The following is an 18,720-nucleotide window of genomic DNA, read 5'->3' as shown; positions in this document are numbered from 1 at the left end:
TTCGGCGCCGCGCCGAACCCTTATCGCCTTACAGCTTGAACGCCGCCATGCTCTGCGCCAGCAGCTGAGCCTGATCTTCCAGCGAGCGCGTCGCCGCCGCCGACTCTTCCACCAGCGCCGCATTCTGCTGCGCCACCTGATCCATCTGCGCCACCGCCAGATTCACCTGTTCGATACCGCTGCTTTGTTCGCGCGTCGCCGCCGAGATCTCACGCATCAACGCCGTCACCCGGCCCACTTCACCGGTGATACCGCTCATGGTCTGCGCCGCCGACTCCACCATCTGCTCGCCTTCCTGCACCCGGTTCTGCGACGCTTCGATCAACCCTTTGATCTCTTTCGCCGACTGGGCGCTACGCTGCGCCAGATTGCGCACTTCGCCGGCCACCACCGCGAAACCGCGGCCCTGTTCGCCGGCGCGCGCCGCTTCCACCGCTGCGTTCAACGCCAGGATATTGGTCTGGAAGGCGATGCCGTCCATCACGCTGATGATGTCGGCGATACGGCGCGAGCTGTCGGTGATCGCCTGCATCTTGCTCATGACCTGACTGACCACGTCGCTGCCCTGGTTGGCGATATCGGACACGCTCAGCGCCAGCTGGTTGGCCTGTTCACAGTTCTCGGCGTTCATTTTCACCGTCGAGGTCAGCTGTTCCATGCTGGCGGCAGTCTCTTCCAGCGAAGCGGCCGATTCTTCGGTGCGCTGCGCCAGATGCAGGTTACCGGCCGCCAGTTCCCGTGAACCGGTGTCGATCTGGCTGCTGGCGTCACGCACTTTGCTGACCGAATTGGCCAGCGCCTGCTGCATGCGCTGCATCGCCCGCACCAGGCGGCCCATCTCGGTATCGCCCTCGCCGCGGATCTCATGGGTCAGATCGCCGCCGGCGATGTATTCCAGCTGCGCGATGGACTCATCCAGCGGACGCAAAATGATCACCCGCAACGCAAACCAGGCCAGCACCGCCAGCAGCACGCTGAGCAGGCCCGCCACCACGATCAGCGAGATCTTGGTGCTGGCGTTGTTTTCCGCGTCATACACCTGCTTTTCGCCGAGCTTCATGGCGAAGCTGCGGAAATCGCTGAGATCCTTTTCAAACGCGATGCTCAACGCAGAGATGCGGGTCTCCTGAATATGGTAATACTCATCGATTTTACCGGCCTTGATGGCGGCGGCCATCGGCTTCACGCCCTGCTCGAGGTAGGCGCGATAGCTGTTTTGCAGACGATTGGAGAGTTCGCGGCCGCGCTCGGTCACGGTGCCGACGCCGACAAAGCGCGCCATTTCCTTGTTCGACTGCTCGAGGTAGCCGTAGATGCGGCCCACGGTGGCGTCGGAGACATCAGTCTGACCGATCTCCCGTTGGCGCACCGCCAGCGAGGCGGCGGTTCGGGCGCGCAGCGTCAGGTTGGAGCTGTTGGCCAGCGAGCCCAGCTCTTCGCCGAGGATCTGGTTTAAGGTATGGATCGAGCGCGATCCTTCGTTAATCGCGTTGACGCCAATAACGCTGACCATGATCAGCAGCATGGTCATCAGGCTCAGCAGGGCGATCAGCCCAGCCTTCACCGTAATCTTTTTTAGCATGAGTTCTTCCCGGCTTCAGAATAGTGAGATCAGACGTAGTAGGGGTGGCAAAACGCGGAGCCAGCTTTGCTGGCTCATTATTGTTTGTTGAAGTTATCGGCAGGCGGAGGCAAAACTTCATGCCGCGGCGGGATTAATCTGGAAATTCTCCGCGCGCAGAGACACTGGGTTTTCGACGATGAAAAGGGCAGGAAATCGCAAAAGAGTCCGCTATAATAGCCGCCACTCCATTTCTGGTTTGATGATTAAAGGAAACCGACATGAGCTTGAATCTGGTCCCAGCTGGCAAAGACCTGCCGGAAGACATCTACGTAGTAATCGAAATCCCGGCCAACGCCGATCCAATCAAATACGAAATCGACAAAGAAACCGGCGCGCTGTTCGTTGACCGTTTCATGTCCACCGCGATGTTCTACCCGTGCAACTACGGCTACATCAACCACACTCTGTCTCTTGATGGTGATCCGGTTGACGTGCTGGTCCCAACCCCATATCCGCTGCAGCCGGGCTCCGTGATCCGCTGCCGTCCGGTTGGCGTGCTGAAGATGACCGACGAAGCCGGTGAAGACGCCAAGCTGGTTGCGGTACCGCACAGCAAGCTGACCAAAGAGTATGATCACGTGAAAGACGTGAACGACCTGCCGGAACTGCTGAAAGCCCAGATCGCTCACTTCTTCGAGCACTACAAAGATCTGGAAAAAGGCAAATGGGTGAAAGTGGAAGGCTGGGCAGACGCTGCCGCAGCGAAAGCGGAAATCATCGCTTCCTTCGAACGCGCTGCCAAGAAGTAATTTTCGCCGCCGTCCGATGAAAAAACACCGCTCATTGAGCGGTGTTTTTTTATTACTGATCTTCGAGGCGTTTCAGCCAGTCACCGCTGGTAATTCGCGGGTAACCGTCCACGCTGTGTTTATACAGGTAGATCCACGCACTCCCATAAGGCGTCTGAATCAGCTCGCGCTTATAGTCCTTGGTGTTGCTTTTCAGTTCGTCCAGCTCTGCCAGAATCGATGAGTTAATACGATACACTTCGCAATGTATCGTGCCCTCTCCAGGGATCGCCGCCGGGTAATGGCCCAGATTATAAATCTGATAGCCTTCGAGCTCGTGCTCGCCGAGCCATTGGGCGTTGGTCATCCAATGGCTGTTTCCCTGTTTGCGCCGTAAACTGCCGTAGACAATTATTCGCATCGCTAAAACTCAAACTGATAGAGCAAATCTAATGCCTGGTCGAGACCAGACACCGCTTCAAGATACAACTTAGGCATCAGGCGATAACGCAACGTCAGCGTGGCCAGCGAGTCGAAAATGCCCACCCCATATTTTACTTGTAAGCCTGGGAGGACATAGCCGCTCACGACAACCTGGGAATTGTCGCCAACCCCTTGAGTGTCCAGAGCCAAATTACTCACGCCGAATGCCTCGCCGATTTTACCCACAAGTTGACCACTTTGTGCAACCCCCATGCCGATTAACATCGACGTCATGGCGTTGCCGTCGGCGCCGGAACTGCTTAAGCCCTGACCGCGCAGCAGATAAGATAGGGCTTCCTGTTGCGATTTGGCCGGATCGGAGAACACTTCCAGCTTCGGCGCATCCGCCAGGCCGGTCACGCGCACGCCGGCGGTCACGTCGTCCTCGGTGGATTCCGGGTTACGGATCGCCTCGATATTGAGCAGCGGCTGATCCGGCGGGCCGGAGAACATCAGCTGCCCTTTACGCACGATCAAATCCTGACCATAAGCATGGAAGCGACCGGAAGGGATGTCAATCTGGCCATTGAGGCCCAGCCCTTTCTTGTCCTGCACCACTTTCAAATCACCCTTCAGGCGGGCTTTCAGGCCGAAGGCGTCCAGCCGCACGTCGTTGCCGACGTGGATCATCAGATTGCTGTTGATCGGGATCGAGGCGGTCTTCGGTTGAATCGGCTTCAGCTGATCGTCCAGCATCACCTCGTCGGAAGAGACGCCCACCGCGCTTTCCGGCAGTTCCTGCACCGTGATGCGCGCCCAGGGAATATCGACCTTGCCGTTGAGCGAGAACAGCTGCGGCGTGGCTTCGAACACCAGATCCGGCGATACGTCGATGCGGATCATCGGCGGCACCGTCACCCGCAGCTTGTCGCCCTTGGCGGCGATGCGCGCGCGCCAGGCGTTGATGTCACGCCAGTCGGCGTCGCCCGCCAGATTCAGCTGGCCGCGCGTGGTGCTGAGCAGCCCTTCCAGCGTTGAGGTCATGCCGTTGAAATTCACCGCCAGCCGCGCGTCGGTCATATCGAACGGCATCCAGTGCCCCTGCACCTTCGCCCGATCCAACGCCAGACGGCCGAACACCAGCGGCTTCTGCGCGCTGCCGCCCAGGCGCAGGTTGGCGTTCAGCATGCCCGCCGCGCTTTCGCCCTTCATCAGCGCCGGGTTGATCAGCGCCAGCGAGATGTTGGTGATATTGACATTGCCGCTGATGGTGCGCCGCACCTGCGGATCCGCCACCTGGATATTGCCGTCGAACTGGCCGTTGTTGGTCAGTTTGATCCGCCAGTCGGCCTGCGCGCGGCCGTTGTTCAGGCCGGCGTTGAGGGTCAGCGTATCGAAGGCGATCGGCAGCGCATTGCCCTGTACTTGCTGCACCACCTTGACGCCGTTACCGGCCAGGGTGACCTTCGCCTCCGGCAGCGCGCCGCCCGGTTTCCAGCTGACGTCGGCCCGGCCAGTGAACACGCCGCTCAGGGCGGTCTCCGGGCCGAGGAACGGCTTGATCATCGCCAGATCGAACCGGTTGAGCACCACGCTGGCCTGGCCGCTCTGGCCGGCTTCGATGGTCTTCGGCACGCACAGCTCGGCGTTCGGGTTCTGCCAGCAGTGCGGCCCGATGCTGATTTTCTGCGCGGTGTTCAGGTAGTCCAGCGCGATGGCGCGCGTCAGGCGCCACTCCCCCACCGGCGTATCGAAGCGGGTATTGTTCAGATTGCCGCGCCAGCGCTGCTGCTGACGATCGAAGCTGCCCTGCAGCGCCAGCTGGCCGGAGACCGGTTTGCCGTCGATCTTCAGCTGCAGCTGATGCTGCTTCTCGCTGCCTTTGGCGTCGAGGGTCAGCAGGCTGACTTCCAGCGCGTCCTGCTTCAGCTGCTCGACGCGTACCGCCAGCTGCCCCTGGATCTGATCCGCGGAGCGCACGTCGCCGTCGATCTTCACCCGGTTGATGCGCAGCGCCTGCCACTGCAAACCGGAGGCGGTCAAATCCGCCAGCAGCTGAGGCGCCTGCAGATTGCCGCGCAGCTTCAGCAGCCCTTTGGCGGTGCCGCCCAGGCCCGGCAGCGCGCCGTCCAGACGCGGCGCGTCGATGTTGGCGTCCAGGTTCCAGCTCTTCTCGTCCAGCTGTCCTTTGACGTTCAGCTGGTTGCGCCCCAGCGTCAGATCGATGCCGGGGATTTTCCACTGCCCGGCGGCGTTGCCGCTCAGCGTGCCGCGCGCCGTGACCTTGTTCTGCTTCACGTTGCCGTCCAGCTGCAGCACCGGCACCTGCAGCTGCCAGCTGCCGCCGTGCAGGCTGCCGCGCGTGGTGATCTTGCCGTCGAGTTTCGCCGGCCATTCCGGCCACTGCTTGGCGGTATTGATGCCGCTCAGCGTCAATTGCGAGGTCCAGCTGATGGCCTTGCTCCAGTCCACCAACGCAGTGAGATCGGTATTGCCCTGCAGCGCCGCCAGCCGCAGGCGCTCCAGCTTGAACTGCTCGACGTTGCCTTTGCCGTCCAGCATCAGCACCGCCGGCGGCAGATCCTGGCCTTTCAGATTGGCGCGCGTCGACAGCGCATAGTCGGTCGCCTTGCCGTTAAAGCGCAGGCGGAAATCGTTAACCTGGTACTGCGCCTCGCCGCTCAGCGGCCATTTCAGCTGTTTGCTCTGCAGCGTCAGCGCCAGCGGCAGGCCGGCTTCGGCCAGCCGGGTTTGCACATCAAGCTGGGCGCCGACCGGGCCGGACAGGTTCAGCGCCACCTTCAGCTCATCGCGCAGCCCACCGCCGATGTTCAGCTTCACCTTCTCGCCCTTCAGCGGCTCGATATTCAACGCACTGTTGGCAGTCAGCGCCACCGGCCAGTCGCCGGTCAGGGTCGCTTGCCCCTGCACCGACAGCGTGCCCTGCGGCGACTTCACGTCGAAGTTGTCCAGCTGGATATGCTGATCCTGCGTGCTGGCCTGCAGCAACAGGCTCGTGATCAGCACGTCGGTATCGCCGGTCAAGCGCAGCTGTTCGCCGCTGATCTCTTTCACGGTGATATCCAGCGGCAAGCGGATGTCCGGCAGATCCGGCAACAGCGGTTTAGCGAACAGTTCCTTCAGCGTTTCGCCGAGCGGCTTCTCCTCCGGCTGCCGCGCCGGTTTCGCCGCGTCGGTGACCTGCTCGCCGACCTTTTTCGCCACCTCGACCGCCGGTTGCACTGCTTCCGGCAACGGATTTTGCGGCGTTTTCGGCAAGGCGATCAGCAACGAGCCGATCTTGGTCGGCATCAGCGTCAGCGCGCGCTCTTGCCACTGCGCGCCGGTGCGAAACTCGGCCAGAGAGATGGCGGTATCGTCGACGGTGACCTTGACGTTATTCAGCGCCAACAGGCGCAGGGTGATCGGATAAGGGGTGCTGAGATTGGTGGTCGGCTCACTGCTCTCCTCCACCGGCGCGGAGGGCGCCATCTCTTTGGTGTTCACCGCCACGTCCACGTCCTGAGCGGTCAAGGCGTTGACGCACAGCGAGCTGCGTTTAAAGCAGGAGAGATCGAGAGAGAGATGGAACTGCCCGGCGTTGACCGTCACGCCCGGCATCTGATACTTCACGCCCTTCAGCGTCAGATCGCGCCAGCCGCCGCTGACGCCGGCGATCTCCAACCCCGGCACCCAGCGCGCCGCGCCGTTGATGACCATATGCAAACCGGTGGTGGTTCCCACCAGGAAGGCCAGGCCGCCGATCAGCAACAGCAGAATGATCAGAAATCCGAGGCAAATCTTTTTAACCAGGCTCATAGTTCAGGCCCCAAACCGATGTAGAACTGCATCCCGTGGGTGTCCTTGTCCCCCACGGGCGCGGCGATATCCAGCTTCACCGGCCCCACCGGCGACTGCCAGCGCACGCCTACGCCGGCGCCGGTCTTGAAGTTGCTCTGCTTGATATCGTTCACCGCTTCACCGGAATCGACGAACATCGCCCCCCACCATTTGCCGGTCACGTTGTATTGGTACTCCAGCGAGCCGGTCAGCATCTTGGAGGCGCCGGTCAGCTTGCCGTCGTCACCGCGCGGCGAAATGTCTTTGTACTTGTAACCGCGAATGCTGCGGTCACCGCCGGCGAAGAAGCGCAGATCCGGCGGCACCTTGTCGAAGTCGTTGGTTTCGATCCAGCCCACCTGCCCGCGCGCTACAAAGCGATGCTTGTCGGCCAGGGTGCGGATCCAGACGTTCTGCGCCTGCATCAGCGCGAAGTCCACGCCGGAGCCCCAGGAGGTGTCGGACACGTCGATGGAATAGCGTTGGCTGTCGCCCCAGGTCGGCATCAGCCCGCCGCGCGAACGGGTGCGATTGAAGCTGACGCCGGGGTACAGCAGCATGGTGGTGTTGCTGACGTTGCCCTGGGTAAAGTTATCCCAGCGCCAGGTCAGGTTGATCGCCCGCTGCCAGCCGCTGGAGAGATCCCAGTTGCGCGAGGCCACCACTTTGGAGGTCACGGATTTGGTGTCGTTAAGATCGACGTTCTTGAGCCCGCCCTGCAACAGGTAATACTGCTCCAGCGGGTTCTTGAGCAGCGGGATCTTGTAAGTCAGATCCAGCTGCTGCTCCGGCGCCGACACGCTGGCGCTGGTTTCCAGGCTATGCCCGCGATCGTTGAGCCAGGGCTTTTTCCAGGTGCCTTTCACCCGCGGGCCGACGTCGGTGGAATAACCGATACCGGTTTCGACGGTGTTGCGCGTGCGCGGCGTCACCAGCGCGTCCAACGGCAAAATCTTGTTCTCTTTGGCATCGTTGAAATCAGGGGACACCACCACCGAGTTGAACCAGTTGGTGGCGGACAAACGGCGGTTCAGCTCGGCCAAATCCTCCGAACTGTAGTAATCCCCCTGATGAAAGGGCACCAGATTTTGCAGATAGTCTTCGCGAATTTGCGAACCGGTGAATTTCACCTTGCCGAAGCGGTAACGTTCGCCGCTGTTAAAATCGATATCCCAAAACGCCTTGTGCAGATCTTCGGCCACGCCGAGCTGGCTTTTGGTCATGTCGGCGTCGAAGTAGCCTTTGCGCAGCGCCAGGCCGGTCAGCGAGCCTTTGAAACTGTCATACTTGCCGTGGTTGAGGATCTCGCCGATGGTCGGCCGCCCCTTCTTTACCAGCGTCAGGTAGTCCTCATCGGTCTTTGCGCCGCCTTCCAGCACGATGTTGGCGCCGGCGATCCGCACCGGCTCGCCCGGATTGACCTTGGCATGCAGCACCGGGCGCGACATCCCCGGCCGATCGTCCAGCGTAAACTCGATGGTCGGCTGGTAATAGCCGAGCGCGCGCAGCCCCTGGCGCACCGCCTCGTCCACCCGTGCGCGGAAGCGGCCGTCGGTGCCGACCTCTTCAGGCGTGATCGACGACAGCCGCACCCGGACGTTTTTTTCCAACTCTCCGCTTAACCCCTCCACCTGCAGCCGCACGTTCGCCGCATAGGCTGCAGGTGCCGCAAGCAACACAGATATCAAGCACATGACCGGGTACTTTGGCACGTGTTCTCCTTATTGATTTTACTGTCCTGTTATGGTGTTCGCTCCGGGGCCAGGGCAGACTCCGCGCTATCATGACGGCAGCCCTCTTCAACCTTCTTCCGGACGCCGCCCGCCGCGCTTTGCCACCGCCGCGCAACAGGCGAATTCTTCACTTTTGGCGCTCAAAATACTGCGTTAAGCTTATACAAAATCCAACTTGCCGCTTATTGTGGGCAAAGACGCGGTGAGATACAACCGAACCGCCGCCATGTAGGGTCAATTCTTACTGTGACAACAGGAGTCAACCGTGGTGCCATTTTTTGATAAATCACAAACCGTCGATAAGGCAAGCGCGCTGCCTGGCCGCACCACGCCAATGCCTGTCGCAACGCTCAACGTCGTCACCGAACACTCGATGACTCAGGTGCCGGCCGGCATGGAGGTGGCGATTTTCGCCATGGGCTGTTTCTGGGGCGTTGAGCGCCTGTTCTGGCAACAGCCGGGCGTCTACAGCACCGCCGCCGGCTACAGCGGCGGCTACACGCCGAACCCGACCTACCGCGAAGTGTGCAGCGGCCAGACCGGCCACGCCGAAGTGGTGCGCGTGGTGTTCGATCCGCAGGTCGTCAGCTACAAACAGCTGCTGCAGCTGTTCTGGGAAAATCACGATCCGGCGCAGGGCATGCGCCAGGGCGGCGACGTCGGCACGCAGTACCGCTCGGCGATTTATACGCTGAGCCCAGAGCAGCAGGCAGAGGCGGAAAGCAGCCTGCAACGCTTCCAGCAGGCGATGGACGCGGCGGGCGACAAGCGCGCCATCACCACCGAGATCGCGCCGGCGCTGCCGTTCTATTACGCGGAAGACGATCATCAGCAGTACCTGTTCAAAAACCCGGAAGGCTACTGCGGGCTGGGCGGCATCGGCGTTTGCCTGCCGCCGCAGGGCTGATTTGATGCCGGCCGGCGGCACTTTTTTAACCGCTGGCGGCTCCTGTGGGGCAACTGCTATACTATGCGGGCCGCTTCTGCGGCCCGATAGCTTCCCTTCTGGTTGTTATCGCTGCTTTTTTTACTATGTACTACCCTTCCTCAAGAGCGCCGGCATCCCGTCGGCACGTATGGATAGATTATGTTAAACAGTATTTTACTGATTCTTTTTCTGATCGCGGTGAGTGCGTTCTTCTCACTGTCGGAAATCTCTCTGGCCGCCTCGCGCAAGATCAAACTGAAGCTGATGGCTGACGAAGGTAACGTCAACGCCGCCAGAGTGCTCAAGCTGCAAGAAACCCCTGGCATCTTTTTCACCGTGGTGCAGATCGGCCTGAACGCCGTGGCCATCCTCGGCGGTATCGTCGGCGACGCGGCTTTCTCGCCCACTTTCAAGGTGTTGTTCGATCGTTTCCTGTCGCCCGAATTGGCGGAACAGGTCAGCTTCATCTGCTCTTTCGTGCTGGTGACCAGCCTGTTTATCCTGTTCGCCGATTTGACCCCGAAGCGCATCGGTATGATTGCACCAGAGACGGTCGCCGTCCGGATCATCAACCCGATGCGTTTCTCCATCATGATCTTCCGCCCGCTGGTGTGGTTCTTCAACGGCATGGCCAACCTGATCTTCCGTATGTTCAAGCTGCCGATGGTGCGTAAAGACGACATCACCTCCGATGACATCTATGCGGTGGTGGAAGCCGGCGCCCTGGCGGGCGTACTGCGCAAGCAGGAGCACGAGCTGATTGAAAACGTGTTCGAACTGGAATCGCGCACCGTGCCGTCTTCGATGACCTCGCGCGAAAGCGTGGTGTACTTCGATCTGCGCGAAAGCGAAGAGAGCATCAAGGAGAAGGTCTCGACTCACCCGCACTCCAAGTTCCTGGTGTGCGACGGCCATATCGATCAGGTGGTCGGCTACGTCGATTCCAAAGACCTGCTGAACCGCGTGCTGGGCAACCAAAGCCTGGTGCTGAGCAGCGGCGTGCAGATCCGCTCGGCGCTGATCGTGCCGGACACGCTGACGCTGTCCGAAGCGCTGGAAAGCTTCAAAACCGCCGGCGAAGACTTCGCGGTGATCCTCAATGAATATGCGTTGGTGGTGGGCATCATCACCCTTAACGACGTGATGACCACGCTGATGGGCGATCTGGTCGGCCAGGGCCAGGAAGAGCAGATCGTGGCGCGCGACGAAAGTTCATGGCTGATTGAAGGCGGCACGCCGATCGACGACGTGATGCGCGTGCTGGACATCGACGAGTTCCCGCAGGCGGGCAACTACGAGACCATCGGCGGCTTTATGATGTATATGCTGCGCAAGATCCCGAAACGCACCGACTTCGTCAAATACGCCGGCTACAAGTTCGAAGTGGTGGATATCGACAGCTACAAGATAGACCAGCTGCTGGTCACCCGGCTGAGCGACAAGCCGGCGGCGGTGCTGCCGAAAGCGCCGGACGACACGCCTGCGGCCTGACGGCGGTAAGACAAAAACATCAGCGGCCCCATCGGGGCCGCATTTTTTTTACCGCTGTCAGCGAGGTGCTCACCCCATCTCGGTCTGCAACAGCAGCACCTGACGGTTAACTTCAGACATCACGCTGAAATGGCGCTTGTCGCGAATCTTCGGCGGCAGGATTTTCCCCTCGTCGAATTCAAATGCGCCCACGTCCTTGATATACAGCCTTCCGCGAAACAGGGTCTTAACGTACTTTGCCACTTTCAAAGGGTTATAACGCTGGAAGATTCTCATTCTTTTACGCTCCTCCCGTTGATCCATGCGCTCAGCGAGCCGCCAAAGGTGGCAGCCTCGAAATTCAGAACGCAACTTGATTGCATGTAGTAGACCCAGTAAAGACCAGAACGTTCACTTCTGCCCGGATATCTACGCTGGATTTACACTTTTTGACAGAATTGTATATGATAATTTATAACGTTTTCAGGATATCCCTTCAAAATCTGATGATTAGCGAACCAAGGGAAAATCTGCGATCCGGTTAACAGGACAGACCTCTTATCACATCCTATGCTTTAGGCTGTCGAAGTGCTGTCGCACAAATTCCCCCCATTACAAGGAGAAAGCATGAAAACAAGTCGCATGCTGATGGTATCCCTGCTGCTCGCCCCGCTTTTCGCTTCCGCGCACAACTTCCAGCTCCAGCAGCGCGTGGCGCCGGTCGGCGTCAGCGACAAAGGAGAGCTCAATTACGCTGACGGTAATTTTAGCTATCAGAACTGGAACAGCGCGCAGCTCAGTGGAAAAGTGCGAGTGATACAACATATTGCCGGCCGCAGCTCCGCCAAAGACATGAACGACCCACTGATTGAAGCGATCAAGAAGGCGAAGCTACCACACGATCGTTACCAAACGACGACAATCGTCAACACCGACGATGCCCTGATGGGCACCGCGATGTTCGTGCGCAGCAGTATTGAAGACAGCAAGAAGGAGTTCCCATGGTCGCAGTTTATCGTCGACAGCGACGGCAACGTGCGCAAAGCCTGGGATCTGCAGCCGAAAGGCTCCGCCATCGTGGTGCTGGATAAGCAAGGGCGCATCCAGTTCGCCAAAGACGGCGCGCTGACGCCGGAAGAGGTGCAGCAGGTGATGTCCAAGCTGCACCAGCTGTTGGCGAACTGACTCAGAACAGCGACACCCGGAAGCCGGGGTTGAGGAAAGATTCACGCGGGGTATAGAGCAATGGCTTACCCTGCCAATCGTGAATTTGCGCCCCGGCGGCCACCGCCACCGCATGCCCTGCGGCGGTATCCCAAATGTTGGTCGGCCCGAAGCGCGGATAGAGCTGCGCCTTGCCTTCCGCCACCAGACAGAACTTCAGCGAGGAACCGACTGACACGGTCTGGTGCTCGCCCAACTGCTGCAAATAATCTTTCAGTTCGTCATCGATATGCGAGCGGCTCACCACCACCAGCGGCGGATGCGCGTTGCTGACGCCGATCGCCTGCCGCACGCCCTTCTCTTCTTTCCAGGCCTTACCGCGCTCCGCCAGATACAACACGTCGATCGCCGGGGCGTACACCACCCCCATCACCGCCTGCCCGTCTTCAATCAGGGCGATATTGACCGTGAACTCGCCATTGCGATGTAAAAACTCTTTGGTGCCGTCCAACGGATCGACCAGCCAGTAGCGCGTCCAGCCGCGGCGCTCTTCCCACGCCGGCGGATCCTCTTCCGACAGCAGCGGCACCTCCGGCGTCAGGGCCGCCAGGCCGCGCTTGATGATGTGATGCGCCGCCAGATCGGCCGCCGTCACGGGTGAATCATCTTTTTTCTGTGCGACATCAAGCGGTTGTTCGCCGTCGTACACCGCCATGATCGCCGCCCCCGCCTCGCGGGACAGTTGGCAAATTCGCTCTAACATCATGCACCTCAACTCTGCATCTCCGTGGGAAATTTCCCTCTGTCTCTGCTAGCAGACTAGTTTTTTTTACGCCGAATATCCATCTCAACCGCCTAAGCCTCGGGAATTCCTCATTTCTTGTTGGGCACAACTGTGAGCTTCCCCGCGTTACCCGCCGCCATTTTCTGCCACACTTCACAGTTTACTGTGGCAAGCAGTGTTAATTACATTTCCCTCTGCGATAACACTCGAATAATGGAATGGAGAGAATCCCAAATGATGAAGCATCCACTGACGCTGTCCGCGCTTGCGCTGCTGGTGTGCGCCTCCGCGCAAGCGGCCACCGTCGATCTGCGCGTGCTGGAAACCACCGATCTGCACAGCAACATGATGGACTTCGATTACTACAAGGACACGCCGACCGACAAGTTCGGCCTGGTGCGCACCGCCAGCCTGATCCAACAGGCGCGCCAGCAGGCCGCCAACGCGGTGTTGGTGGACAACGGCGACATCATTCAGGGCAGCCCGCTCGGCGACTACATGGCGGCCAAGGGGCTGAAACCGGGCGACGTGCACCCGGTCTATAAGGCGATGAACACGCTGGACTACGTCGTCGGCAACATCGGCAACCATGAGTTCAACTATGGGCTGGACTACCTGAAGAACGCCATCGCCGGCGCCAAATTCCCGTATATCAACGCCAACGTCATCGATGCCAAAACGCAAAAACCGCTGTTCACGCCGTACATCATCGTCGATACGCCGGTGAAAGATCGCGACGGCAAGGCGCATACGCTGCGCATCGGCTACATCGGCTTCGTGCCGCCACAGATCCTGGTGTGGGACAAGGCCAACCTGCAGGGCAAAGTGACGGTGGACGACATCACCGCCACCGCCAAGCGCTACGTGCCGCAGATGCGTAAAGAGGGCGCCGATCTGGTGGTGGCGATCCCGCATTCCGGGCTGTCCAGCGAGCCTTACAAGGCGATGGCGGAAAACTCGGTCTATTACCTCAGCCAGGTGCCGGGCATCGACGCCATCATGTTCGGCCACGCCCATGCGGTGTTCCCGAGCAAGGACTTTGCCAACATCAAAGGCGCGGATATCGACAAAGGCCTGCTGAACGGCGTGCCGGCGGTGATGCCGGGCCAATGGGGCGACCATCTCGGCGTGGTCGATCTGCAGCTCAACAACGATGGCGGCAGCTGGAAAGTGACCGCCGCCAACGCGGAAGCACGGCCGATCTACGACAAAGAGAACAAGAAATCGCTGGCGGCGGAAGACGCCGCGCTGGTGAAGGTGTTGGCGGACGATCACAAGGGCACGCGCGAGTTCGTCAGCCAGCCGATCGGTAAATCCGACGGCAACATGTACAGCTATCTGGCGCTGGTGCAGGACGATCCGACGGTGCAAATCGTCAACAATGCGCAGAAGGCCTACGTCGAACATTACATCCAGGGCGACCCGGATCTGGCCGATCTGCCGGTGCTGTCGGCGGCGGCGCCGTTCAAGGTCGGCGGCCGCAAGAACGATCCCGCCAGCTTCGTCGAAGTGGAAAAAGGCCAGCTCACCTTCCGCAACGCCGCCGATCTCTATCTCTACCCCAATACGTTGGTGGTGGTGAAGGCGAGCGGCAAAGAGGTGAAAGAGTGGCTGGAGTGCTCCGCCGGCCAGTTCAACCAGATCGACGTCAACAGCGCCAAGCCGCAGGGCTTGATCAACTGGGACGGCTTCCGCACCTATAACTTCGACGTGATCGACGGCGTCAACTACCAGATCGACGTCAGCCAGCCGGCGCGCTACGACGGCGAATGCCAACTGATCAACGACAAGGCGGAGCGTATCAAGCAGCTGACCTTCAACGGCAAGCCGATCGATCCGAACGCCACCTTCCTGGTCGCCACCAACAACTACCGCGCCTACGGCGGCAAATTTGCCGGCACCGGCGACAAACATATCGCCTTCGCTTCGCCGGATGAAAACCGCTCGGTGCTGGCGGCCTACATCAACGCCGAAACCCAGCGGCATGGCGCGGTGCGCCCTCAGGCGGACAACAACTGGCGTTTGGCGAACTTCAGCAGCCAGCAGCCGCTGGATATCCGCTTCGAGACCTCGCCTTCGGACAAAGCGACAAGGTTTATCAAAGAGCACACCCAATATCCGATGAGCGCCGCAGGCAGCGACAGCATCGGCTTCGCGGTTTATCGCATCGATTTAAGCGGTAAGTAACACGGTTTATGGCCGGCGCGCCCGGCCATTCATCGCTCGCCTGCGCGGCGCATAAAATAAGGGCGCCACGAAGGCGCCCAGAACAATCCTCGGTGGGATTACAGAATTTCCAGCAGCTCGACGTCGAACACCAGCGCGCTGAACGGCGGGATGGACGCGCCTGCGCCACGCTCGCCGTAGGCCAGGTTGTGCGGGATATACAGCTGCCATTTGGAACCGACCGGCATCAGGGTCAGCGCTTCGATCCAGCCTGGGATCACGCCGCTGACCGGGAATTCCGCCGGCTGGCCGCGCTCAACCGAGCTGTCGAACACGTCGCCGTTGATCAGACGGCCAGTGTAGTGCACGCGCACGCGATCCTGACGGGACGGAATTGGGCCGTTGCCCTGCTCCAGTACGGAGAACTGCAGGCCAGACTCGGTCAGCGTCACGTCATCGCGCTTGGCGTTGTCGTCCAGGAATTTCTGGCCTTCAACCGCCATCGCCTGCTGGCGCTCGCGGCGCACCGCGTCCGCACGCTCGTGGATTTCACGCAGCGCACGGTGCACCACGTCTACCGGAACCGCCGGGGCATTCCCTTCCAGCGCGTCACGCAAACCCGCCAGCAAAGCTTCCGGTTGCAAACCTTCCAGCCCGGACTCTTGCAGCTGCTGGCCGACCTGTAAACCAATCCCGTAACTTGCTTGCGCTTCAACGCTGTCAAAAGAAGGGGTTGTCATGGGGTTTTCCTTAAGTCTGTAAAAAGTCGAAAGCGCAGCATAACAGCGCGTCAATGCCGGGTAAAATCTTGTGTGGAGAATGATGACTTTTGTCGTAGAAAAAGAAACAATAACCTTCTGTTAACGCCCGCAGCCGCAAACTCCGGCTCTGCCGCTCAGCCGCCTTTCACTTCAATCAGTTAGCGGACTATACTGAAAGCAGGATATCGGGCAGGCGACGCGTTTGCCGCGCCGCACTGATTATTACGCCGTCGAAGAGAGGTCACCATGGGCAGAATCGCGCCCAGGAGAAGGAAAACCACCCGCATCTACCAGCCGCTGCTGCGCACCTGGCTGAACATCAGCCAGCGCCTGAAACCGGGCGCCGCACCCACGGCTGAAAGCGCGGAACCGCCATCGGAGCCGCCGTCGGCCAACGACAAAATGCAGCGGGTCAAAGCGCTGCTGATTAAAGTCTGGCATCTGCCGGACGGTTTCCATTGGATGGAACCGCTGCCCTACTTTCATCGCCGCTGGGTGCTGATCTTCGGCATCATTCTGCTGCTGGCGTTGCTATGGCCCTACTCGCCCGAAAGACAGCCGTTCCCGGTCTCTCAGCAGGAAACCAGCGTGCCGCTGCAGGCCGAGCTGCAAAACGGCGGTAGCGCCGCCACGCCTGCCAACGAACCGACGCCGGCGGGCAACTGGCAGCGTTATCAGATCCAGCCCGGCCAGACCCTGGCCCAACTGTTTCGCGACAACAATCTGCCGGTGAATGAAGTGTTCGCCATGGCGCAGGTGGAAGGCGGCGACAAGCCGCTGAGCAACATGAAAGCCGGCCAGGAAGTGCGCATCGAACGCGACGCCAACGGTGTGATTAGCGCGCTGTCGGTCACCACGGCAGACAACAGCCAGGCGCTGTTCCGCCGCCAGGCCGACGGCAGCTACCGCCGGGAACGCTAATCTCTACAGCTGCGCCAGCAGAAACTCGCGCAGCACCACGCCCTGATTGTGCTCGGTATCTTTGCTGCCATACAGCAACGTCAGCGTTTGCCCCTGCCGTAACAGCGCCACCAGCGGCTGCCAGGCGTCGTTGGCCGCCAGCTGTTGGCGATAGCGCGTCTCAAAGGCTTCCCACTGGTCGGTATGCTGATGGAACCACTTGCGCAGCTCGTCATCCGGCGCCACCTGTTTCAACCACTGCACGCCCGTCAACCGCTCTTTGCTGATGCCGCGCGGCCATAGCCGGTCTATCAGATAACAGTGTTCCGGCGCCGGCGCGCTGAAATCGTAAACCCGCTGTAGCGTAATCGTTGCCATCGCACGCTCTCCTTTTCATCCCGTCTTCAAGCGTAGCGCGTTTTGCCGGGCGCAGAAAAGCAAAACGCCAGCGCGAGGCTGGCGTTTTAACCGGTTAACAGCAGCGTAAATTACGCTTCTGCAACCACAACTACATTCAGCTGTGCGAACACGTCGCTGTGTACCTGGAAGTGCACTTCGTGCTCGCCAGTGGTACGCAGAACGCCGTTCGGCAGACGAACTTCGCTCTTGGCAACTTCAACGCCTGCCGCAGTCACTGCGTCAGCGATGTCGCGGGTGCCGATAGAGCCGAACAGTTTACCTTCGTCGCCAGATTTGGAAGCGATGGTGACTGAACCCAGTTCGTTGATCTTGGTTGCGCGAGCTTCAGCAGCAGCCAGAACGTCAGCCAGTTTGGCTTCCAGTTCAGCACGGCGTGCTTCGAAGAACTCAACGTTTTTCTTGGTAGCAGGAACAGCTTTGCCCTGTGGTACCAGGAAGTTACGAGCGTAGCCCGCTTTAACGTTAACTTGATCACCCAGGCTGCCCAGGTTTGCTACTTTATCAAGCAGAATAACTTGCATTACCTTATCCTCTCAAAGTCGTTAATGGACAGTGGCCGATTACTGATGACGATCAGTGTACGGCAACAAAGACAGGTAGCGCGCGCGCTTGATAGCACGGGCCAGCTGGCGCTGATATTTTGCACGAGTACCGGTGATACGGCTCGGTACAATTTTACCACTTTCGGTGATGTAGTTTTTCAGCGTAGCGATGTCTTTATAGTCAATCTCTTGAACGCCTTCCGCGGTGAAACGGCAGAACTTGCGACGACGGAAATAACGTGCCATTTGGCTAGTCTCCAGAATCTATCAATTCAATCTGCTCGGCATGCAGAACCAATTTGCTCAGCCCGTTGCGCCCTTGATGGCAGCTTACAAAGCCTTGCACGGTAATCTGACTGCCGACCGTTAATCTTTGAGTTAGTGCTTGTGACTGTTGTCCGCTGACAACCACGGGCATTCGGCACCATGCTTGTCTGCTGAATCCGGCTTCCGTCTGCTGCGAACGGTGCTCTAGCACAAATTGGCAGTGCGGTATCCCGGAAGGACTCACTTTTCGAACCGGCGCCTTGCACACAGTGCCCGACAAAACCAGACGATTAGCCGTCACGGCGGCAATTACTCTTCAGAATCCCCAGCATCTGCATCATCTGCGGTTTCGTTAGCGAAATCTTCGCGGCGATCGCCACGACGTTCGTCTTTCGCTTTAACCATCGGAGATGCTTCGGTTACCGCGTGCTTAACGCGCATAACCATGCTGCGGATAACGGCGTCGTTGAAGCGGAAGTTAGTTTCCAGCTCATCGATCGCTTCCTGCGGCGCTTCAACGTTCAGCAGAACGTAGTGAGCTTTGTGCAGTTTGTTGATCGGATAAGCCAGCTGACGGCGGCCCCAGTCTTCCAGACGGTGAATCTGACCTTGCGCGTTAGTGATGGTAGCACTGTAACGCTCGATCATGCCCGGAACCTGTTCGCTTTGGTCAGGATGGACCATAAAAACGATTTCGTAATGACGCATCGAATTGCTCCTTACGGATTATTCAGCCTCCTGTCAGGGTCAACCGCGGCCCATGGAAGCAAGGAACGTGTTTAGTGTGCGGCTGAAAAATGACGCGTAATCATACTGACGCAGGGCGGGAAACTCAAGGACTGCGTGGGTTTTATTCGCGTTAATACGACGCGCTATGGGAAATAGCACGATTTGCTCGTGAGTGAACCTATGTACGCCGATCCATCAGTTTCAAAAATCTTTCAATGAAATCAGCGTTGAGTCACAAATC

The 18,720-nt window shown here is 59.4% G+C and carries 18 protein-coding genes; 6 read left to right on the top strand and 12 right to left on the bottom strand.

From position 1 onward, the window contains the following. Positions 1–28 precede the first annotated feature (28 nt). Positions 29–1,582, bottom strand: coding sequence for a methyl-accepting chemotaxis protein (locus WFM45_RS18645; RefSeq protein ID WP_336956792.1), 1,554 nt, complete (start codon positions 1,580–1,582; stop codon positions 29–31). A gap of 260 nt (positions 1,583–1,842) precedes the next feature. Between WFM45_RS18645 and ppa the strand changes: the two genes are divergently transcribed. Further along, a complete protein-coding gene (gene ppa, locus WFM45_RS18640) occupies positions 1,843–2,373 on the top strand; it encodes an inorganic diphosphatase (RefSeq protein WP_004933594.1) in 531 nt (176 codons plus the stop codon). A gap of 52 nt (positions 2,374–2,425) precedes the next feature. On the opposite strand, the gene WFM45_RS18635 is transcribed toward ppa, so the two are convergent. From WFM45_RS18635 to tamA, 3 genes are read right to left on the bottom strand one after another with little or no spacing between them, the layout of a single operon-like run. Continuing rightward, entirely contained in the window at positions 2,426–2,773 is a 348-nt protein-coding gene (locus WFM45_RS18635; protein WP_004933596.1) for a gamma-glutamylcyclotransferase family protein, read from the bottom strand. 2 nt (positions 2,774–2,775) lie between these two features. After that, positions 2,776–6,594: an autotransporter assembly complex protein TamB gene (gene tamB, locus WFM45_RS18630; RefSeq protein ID WP_336956790.1), complete on the bottom strand. Its 3,819-nt coding sequence runs from the start codon at positions 6,592–6,594 to the stop codon at positions 2,776–2,778. Beyond that, on the bottom strand, positions 6,591–8,309 hold the full coding sequence (gene tamA, locus WFM45_RS18625; RefSeq protein WP_249339672.1) for an autotransporter assembly complex protein TamA: 1,719 nt from the start codon (positions 8,307–8,309) through the stop codon (positions 6,591–6,593). The genes tamB and tamA overlap by 4 nt, the downstream gene beginning before the upstream one ends. Before the next feature lie 304 nt (positions 8,310–8,613). Here tamA and msrA point away from each other — a divergent pair, with 304 nt between their 5' ends. Together msrA and WFM45_RS18615 are read left to right on the top strand one after the other, a co-directional pair. Next, positions 8,614–9,255, top strand: a complete 642-nt coding sequence (msrA, locus tag WFM45_RS18620; protein ID WP_048325839.1) for a peptide-methionine (S)-S-oxide reductase MsrA — start codon at positions 8,614–8,616, stop codon at positions 9,253–9,255. A 180-nt stretch (positions 9,256–9,435) separates the two neighbouring features. Continuing rightward, on the top strand, positions 9,436–10,767 hold the full coding sequence (locus WFM45_RS18615; RefSeq protein WP_004933603.1) for a hemolysin family protein: 1,332 nt from the start codon (positions 9,436–9,438) through the stop codon (positions 10,765–10,767). A 69-nt stretch (positions 10,768–10,836) separates the two neighbouring features. Here the strand turns inward: WFM45_RS18615 and WFM45_RS18610 are convergent, their stop codons facing one another. Next, positions 10,837–11,043 (bottom strand): DUF1107 domain-containing protein, encoded by a 207-nt coding sequence (locus WFM45_RS18610; RefSeq protein ID WP_004933604.1) that lies wholly within the window; start codon positions 11,041–11,043, stop codon positions 10,837–10,839. A 330-nt stretch (positions 11,044–11,373) separates the two neighbouring features. Between WFM45_RS18610 and WFM45_RS18605 the strand changes: the two genes are divergently transcribed. Continuing rightward, positions 11,374–11,931, top strand: a complete 558-nt coding sequence (locus WFM45_RS18605) for a YtfJ family protein (RefSeq protein WP_025159587.1) — start codon at positions 11,374–11,376, stop codon at positions 11,929–11,931. Position 11,932: 1 nt separating this feature from the next. On the opposite strand, the gene cysQ is transcribed toward WFM45_RS18605, so the two are convergent. Then, entirely contained in the window at positions 11,933–12,673 is a 741-nt protein-coding gene (cysQ, locus tag WFM45_RS18600; RefSeq protein WP_031300142.1) for a 3'(2'),5'-bisphosphate nucleotidase CysQ, read from the bottom strand. A gap of 255 nt (positions 12,674–12,928) precedes the next feature. Here cysQ and WFM45_RS18595 point away from each other — a divergent pair, with 255 nt between their 5' ends. Then, complete coding sequence (locus tag WFM45_RS18595) at positions 12,929–14,881, top strand: bifunctional 2',3'-cyclic-nucleotide 2'-phosphodiesterase/3'-nucleotidase (protein WP_336956786.1); 1,953 nt, start codon at positions 12,929–12,931, stop codon at positions 14,879–14,881. Positions 14,882–14,979: 98 nt separating this feature from the next. Here WFM45_RS18595 and fklB read toward each other — a convergent pair whose 3' ends face one another. Further along, complete coding sequence (gene fklB / locus WFM45_RS18590; protein ID WP_004933618.1) at positions 14,980–15,600, bottom strand: FKBP-type peptidyl-prolyl cis-trans isomerase; 621 nt, start codon at positions 15,598–15,600, stop codon at positions 14,980–14,982. Between the two features lie 267 nt (positions 15,601–15,867). Here fklB and WFM45_RS18585 point away from each other — a divergent pair, with 267 nt between their 5' ends. Next, on the top strand, positions 15,868–16,542 hold the full coding sequence (locus WFM45_RS18585) for an OapA family protein (RefSeq protein WP_336956784.1): 675 nt from the start codon (positions 15,868–15,870) through the stop codon (positions 16,540–16,542). Between the two features lie 3 nt (positions 16,543–16,545). Here the strand turns inward: WFM45_RS18585 and WFM45_RS18580 are convergent, their stop codons facing one another. From WFM45_RS18580 to rpsF, 5 genes are all read right to left on the bottom strand, one after another. Continuing rightward, a complete protein-coding gene (locus WFM45_RS18580) occupies positions 16,546–16,899 on the bottom strand; it encodes a DUF488 domain-containing protein (protein WP_015376398.1) in 354 nt (117 codons plus the stop codon). A 110-nt stretch (positions 16,900–17,009) separates the two neighbouring features. Further along, positions 17,010–17,462 (bottom strand): 50S ribosomal protein L9, encoded by a 453-nt coding sequence (gene rplI, locus WFM45_RS18575; protein WP_004933629.1) that lies wholly within the window; start codon positions 17,460–17,462, stop codon positions 17,010–17,012. Positions 17,463–17,501: 39 nt separating this feature from the next. Next, complete coding sequence (gene rpsR, locus WFM45_RS18570; RefSeq protein WP_000135199.1) at positions 17,502–17,729, bottom strand: 30S ribosomal protein S18; 228 nt, start codon at positions 17,727–17,729, stop codon at positions 17,502–17,504. Positions 17,730–17,733: 4 nt separating this feature from the next. Further along, positions 17,734–18,051, bottom strand: coding sequence for a primosomal replication protein N (gene priB / locus WFM45_RS18565; RefSeq protein ID WP_004933632.1), 318 nt, complete (start codon positions 18,049–18,051; stop codon positions 17,734–17,736). A gap of 8 nt (positions 18,052–18,059) precedes the next feature. Then, on the bottom strand, positions 18,060–18,458 hold the full coding sequence (gene rpsF / locus WFM45_RS18560) for a 30S ribosomal protein S6 (protein ID WP_004933634.1): 399 nt from the start codon (positions 18,456–18,458) through the stop codon (positions 18,060–18,062). Positions 18,459–18,720: the final 262 nt, after the last annotated feature.

The organism is Serratia sp. KG1D (assembly GCF_037150675.1).
Taxonomy (GTDB): domain Bacteria; phylum Pseudomonadota; class Gammaproteobacteria; order Enterobacterales; family Enterobacteriaceae; genus Serratia; species Serratia nematodiphila.
This window is presented reverse-complemented; position numbering and strand designations above follow the sequence as displayed.

Bases quoted from the DNA above. Each gene is read 5' to 3' on its own strand.
- tamA (WP_249339672.1), bottom strand. From the start codon at position 8,309: ATGTGCTTGATATCTGTGTTGCTTGCGGCACCTGCAGCCTATGCGGCG.
- WFM45_RS18580 (WP_015376398.1), bottom strand. From the start codon at position 16,899: ATGGCAACGATTACGCTACAGCGGGTTTACGATTTCAGCGCGCCGGCG.
- WFM45_RS18595 (WP_336956786.1), top strand. From the start codon at position 12,929: ATGATGAAGCATCCACTGACGCTGTCCGCGCTTGCGCTGCTGGTGTGC.
- WFM45_RS18610 (WP_004933604.1), bottom strand. From the start codon at position 11,043: ATGAGAATCTTCCAGCGTTATAACCCTTTGAAAGTGGCAAAGTACGTT.
- WFM45_RS18585 (WP_336956784.1), top strand. From the start codon at position 15,868: ATGGGCAGAATCGCGCCCAGGAGAAGGAAAACCACCCGCATCTACCAG.
- ppa (WP_004933594.1), top strand. From the start codon at position 1,843: ATGAGCTTGAATCTGGTCCCAGCTGGCAAAGACCTGCCGGAAGACATC.
- WFM45_RS18645 (WP_336956792.1), bottom strand. From the start codon at position 1,582: ATGCTAAAAAAGATTACGGTGAAGGCTGGGCTGATCGCCCTGCTGAGC.
- fklB (WP_004933618.1), bottom strand. From the start codon at position 15,600: ATGACAACCCCTTCTTTTGACAGCGTTGAAGCGCAAGCAAGTTACGGG.
- rplI (WP_004933629.1), bottom strand. From the start codon at position 17,462: ATGCAAGTTATTCTGCTTGATAAAGTAGCAAACCTGGGCAGCCTGGGT.
- WFM45_RS18635 (WP_004933596.1), bottom strand. From the start codon at position 2,773: ATGCGAATAATTGTCTACGGCAGTTTACGGCGCAAACAGGGAAACAGC.
- cysQ (WP_031300142.1), bottom strand. From the start codon at position 12,673: ATGTTAGAGCGAATTTGCCAACTGTCCCGCGAGGCGGGGGCGGCGATC.
- tamB (WP_336956790.1), bottom strand. From the start codon at position 6,594: ATGAGCCTGGTTAAAAAGATTTGCCTCGGATTTCTGATCATTCTGCTG.
- WFM45_RS18605 (WP_025159587.1), top strand. From the start codon at position 11,374: ATGAAAACAAGTCGCATGCTGATGGTATCCCTGCTGCTCGCCCCGCTT.
- WFM45_RS18615 (WP_004933603.1), top strand. From the start codon at position 9,436: ATGTTAAACAGTATTTTACTGATTCTTTTTCTGATCGCGGTGAGTGCG.
- rpsF (WP_004933634.1), bottom strand. From the start codon at position 18,458: ATGCGTCATTACGAAATCGTTTTTATGGTCCATCCTGACCAAAGCGAA.
- rpsR (WP_000135199.1), bottom strand. From the start codon at position 17,729: ATGGCACGTTATTTCCGTCGTCGCAAGTTCTGCCGTTTCACCGCGGAA.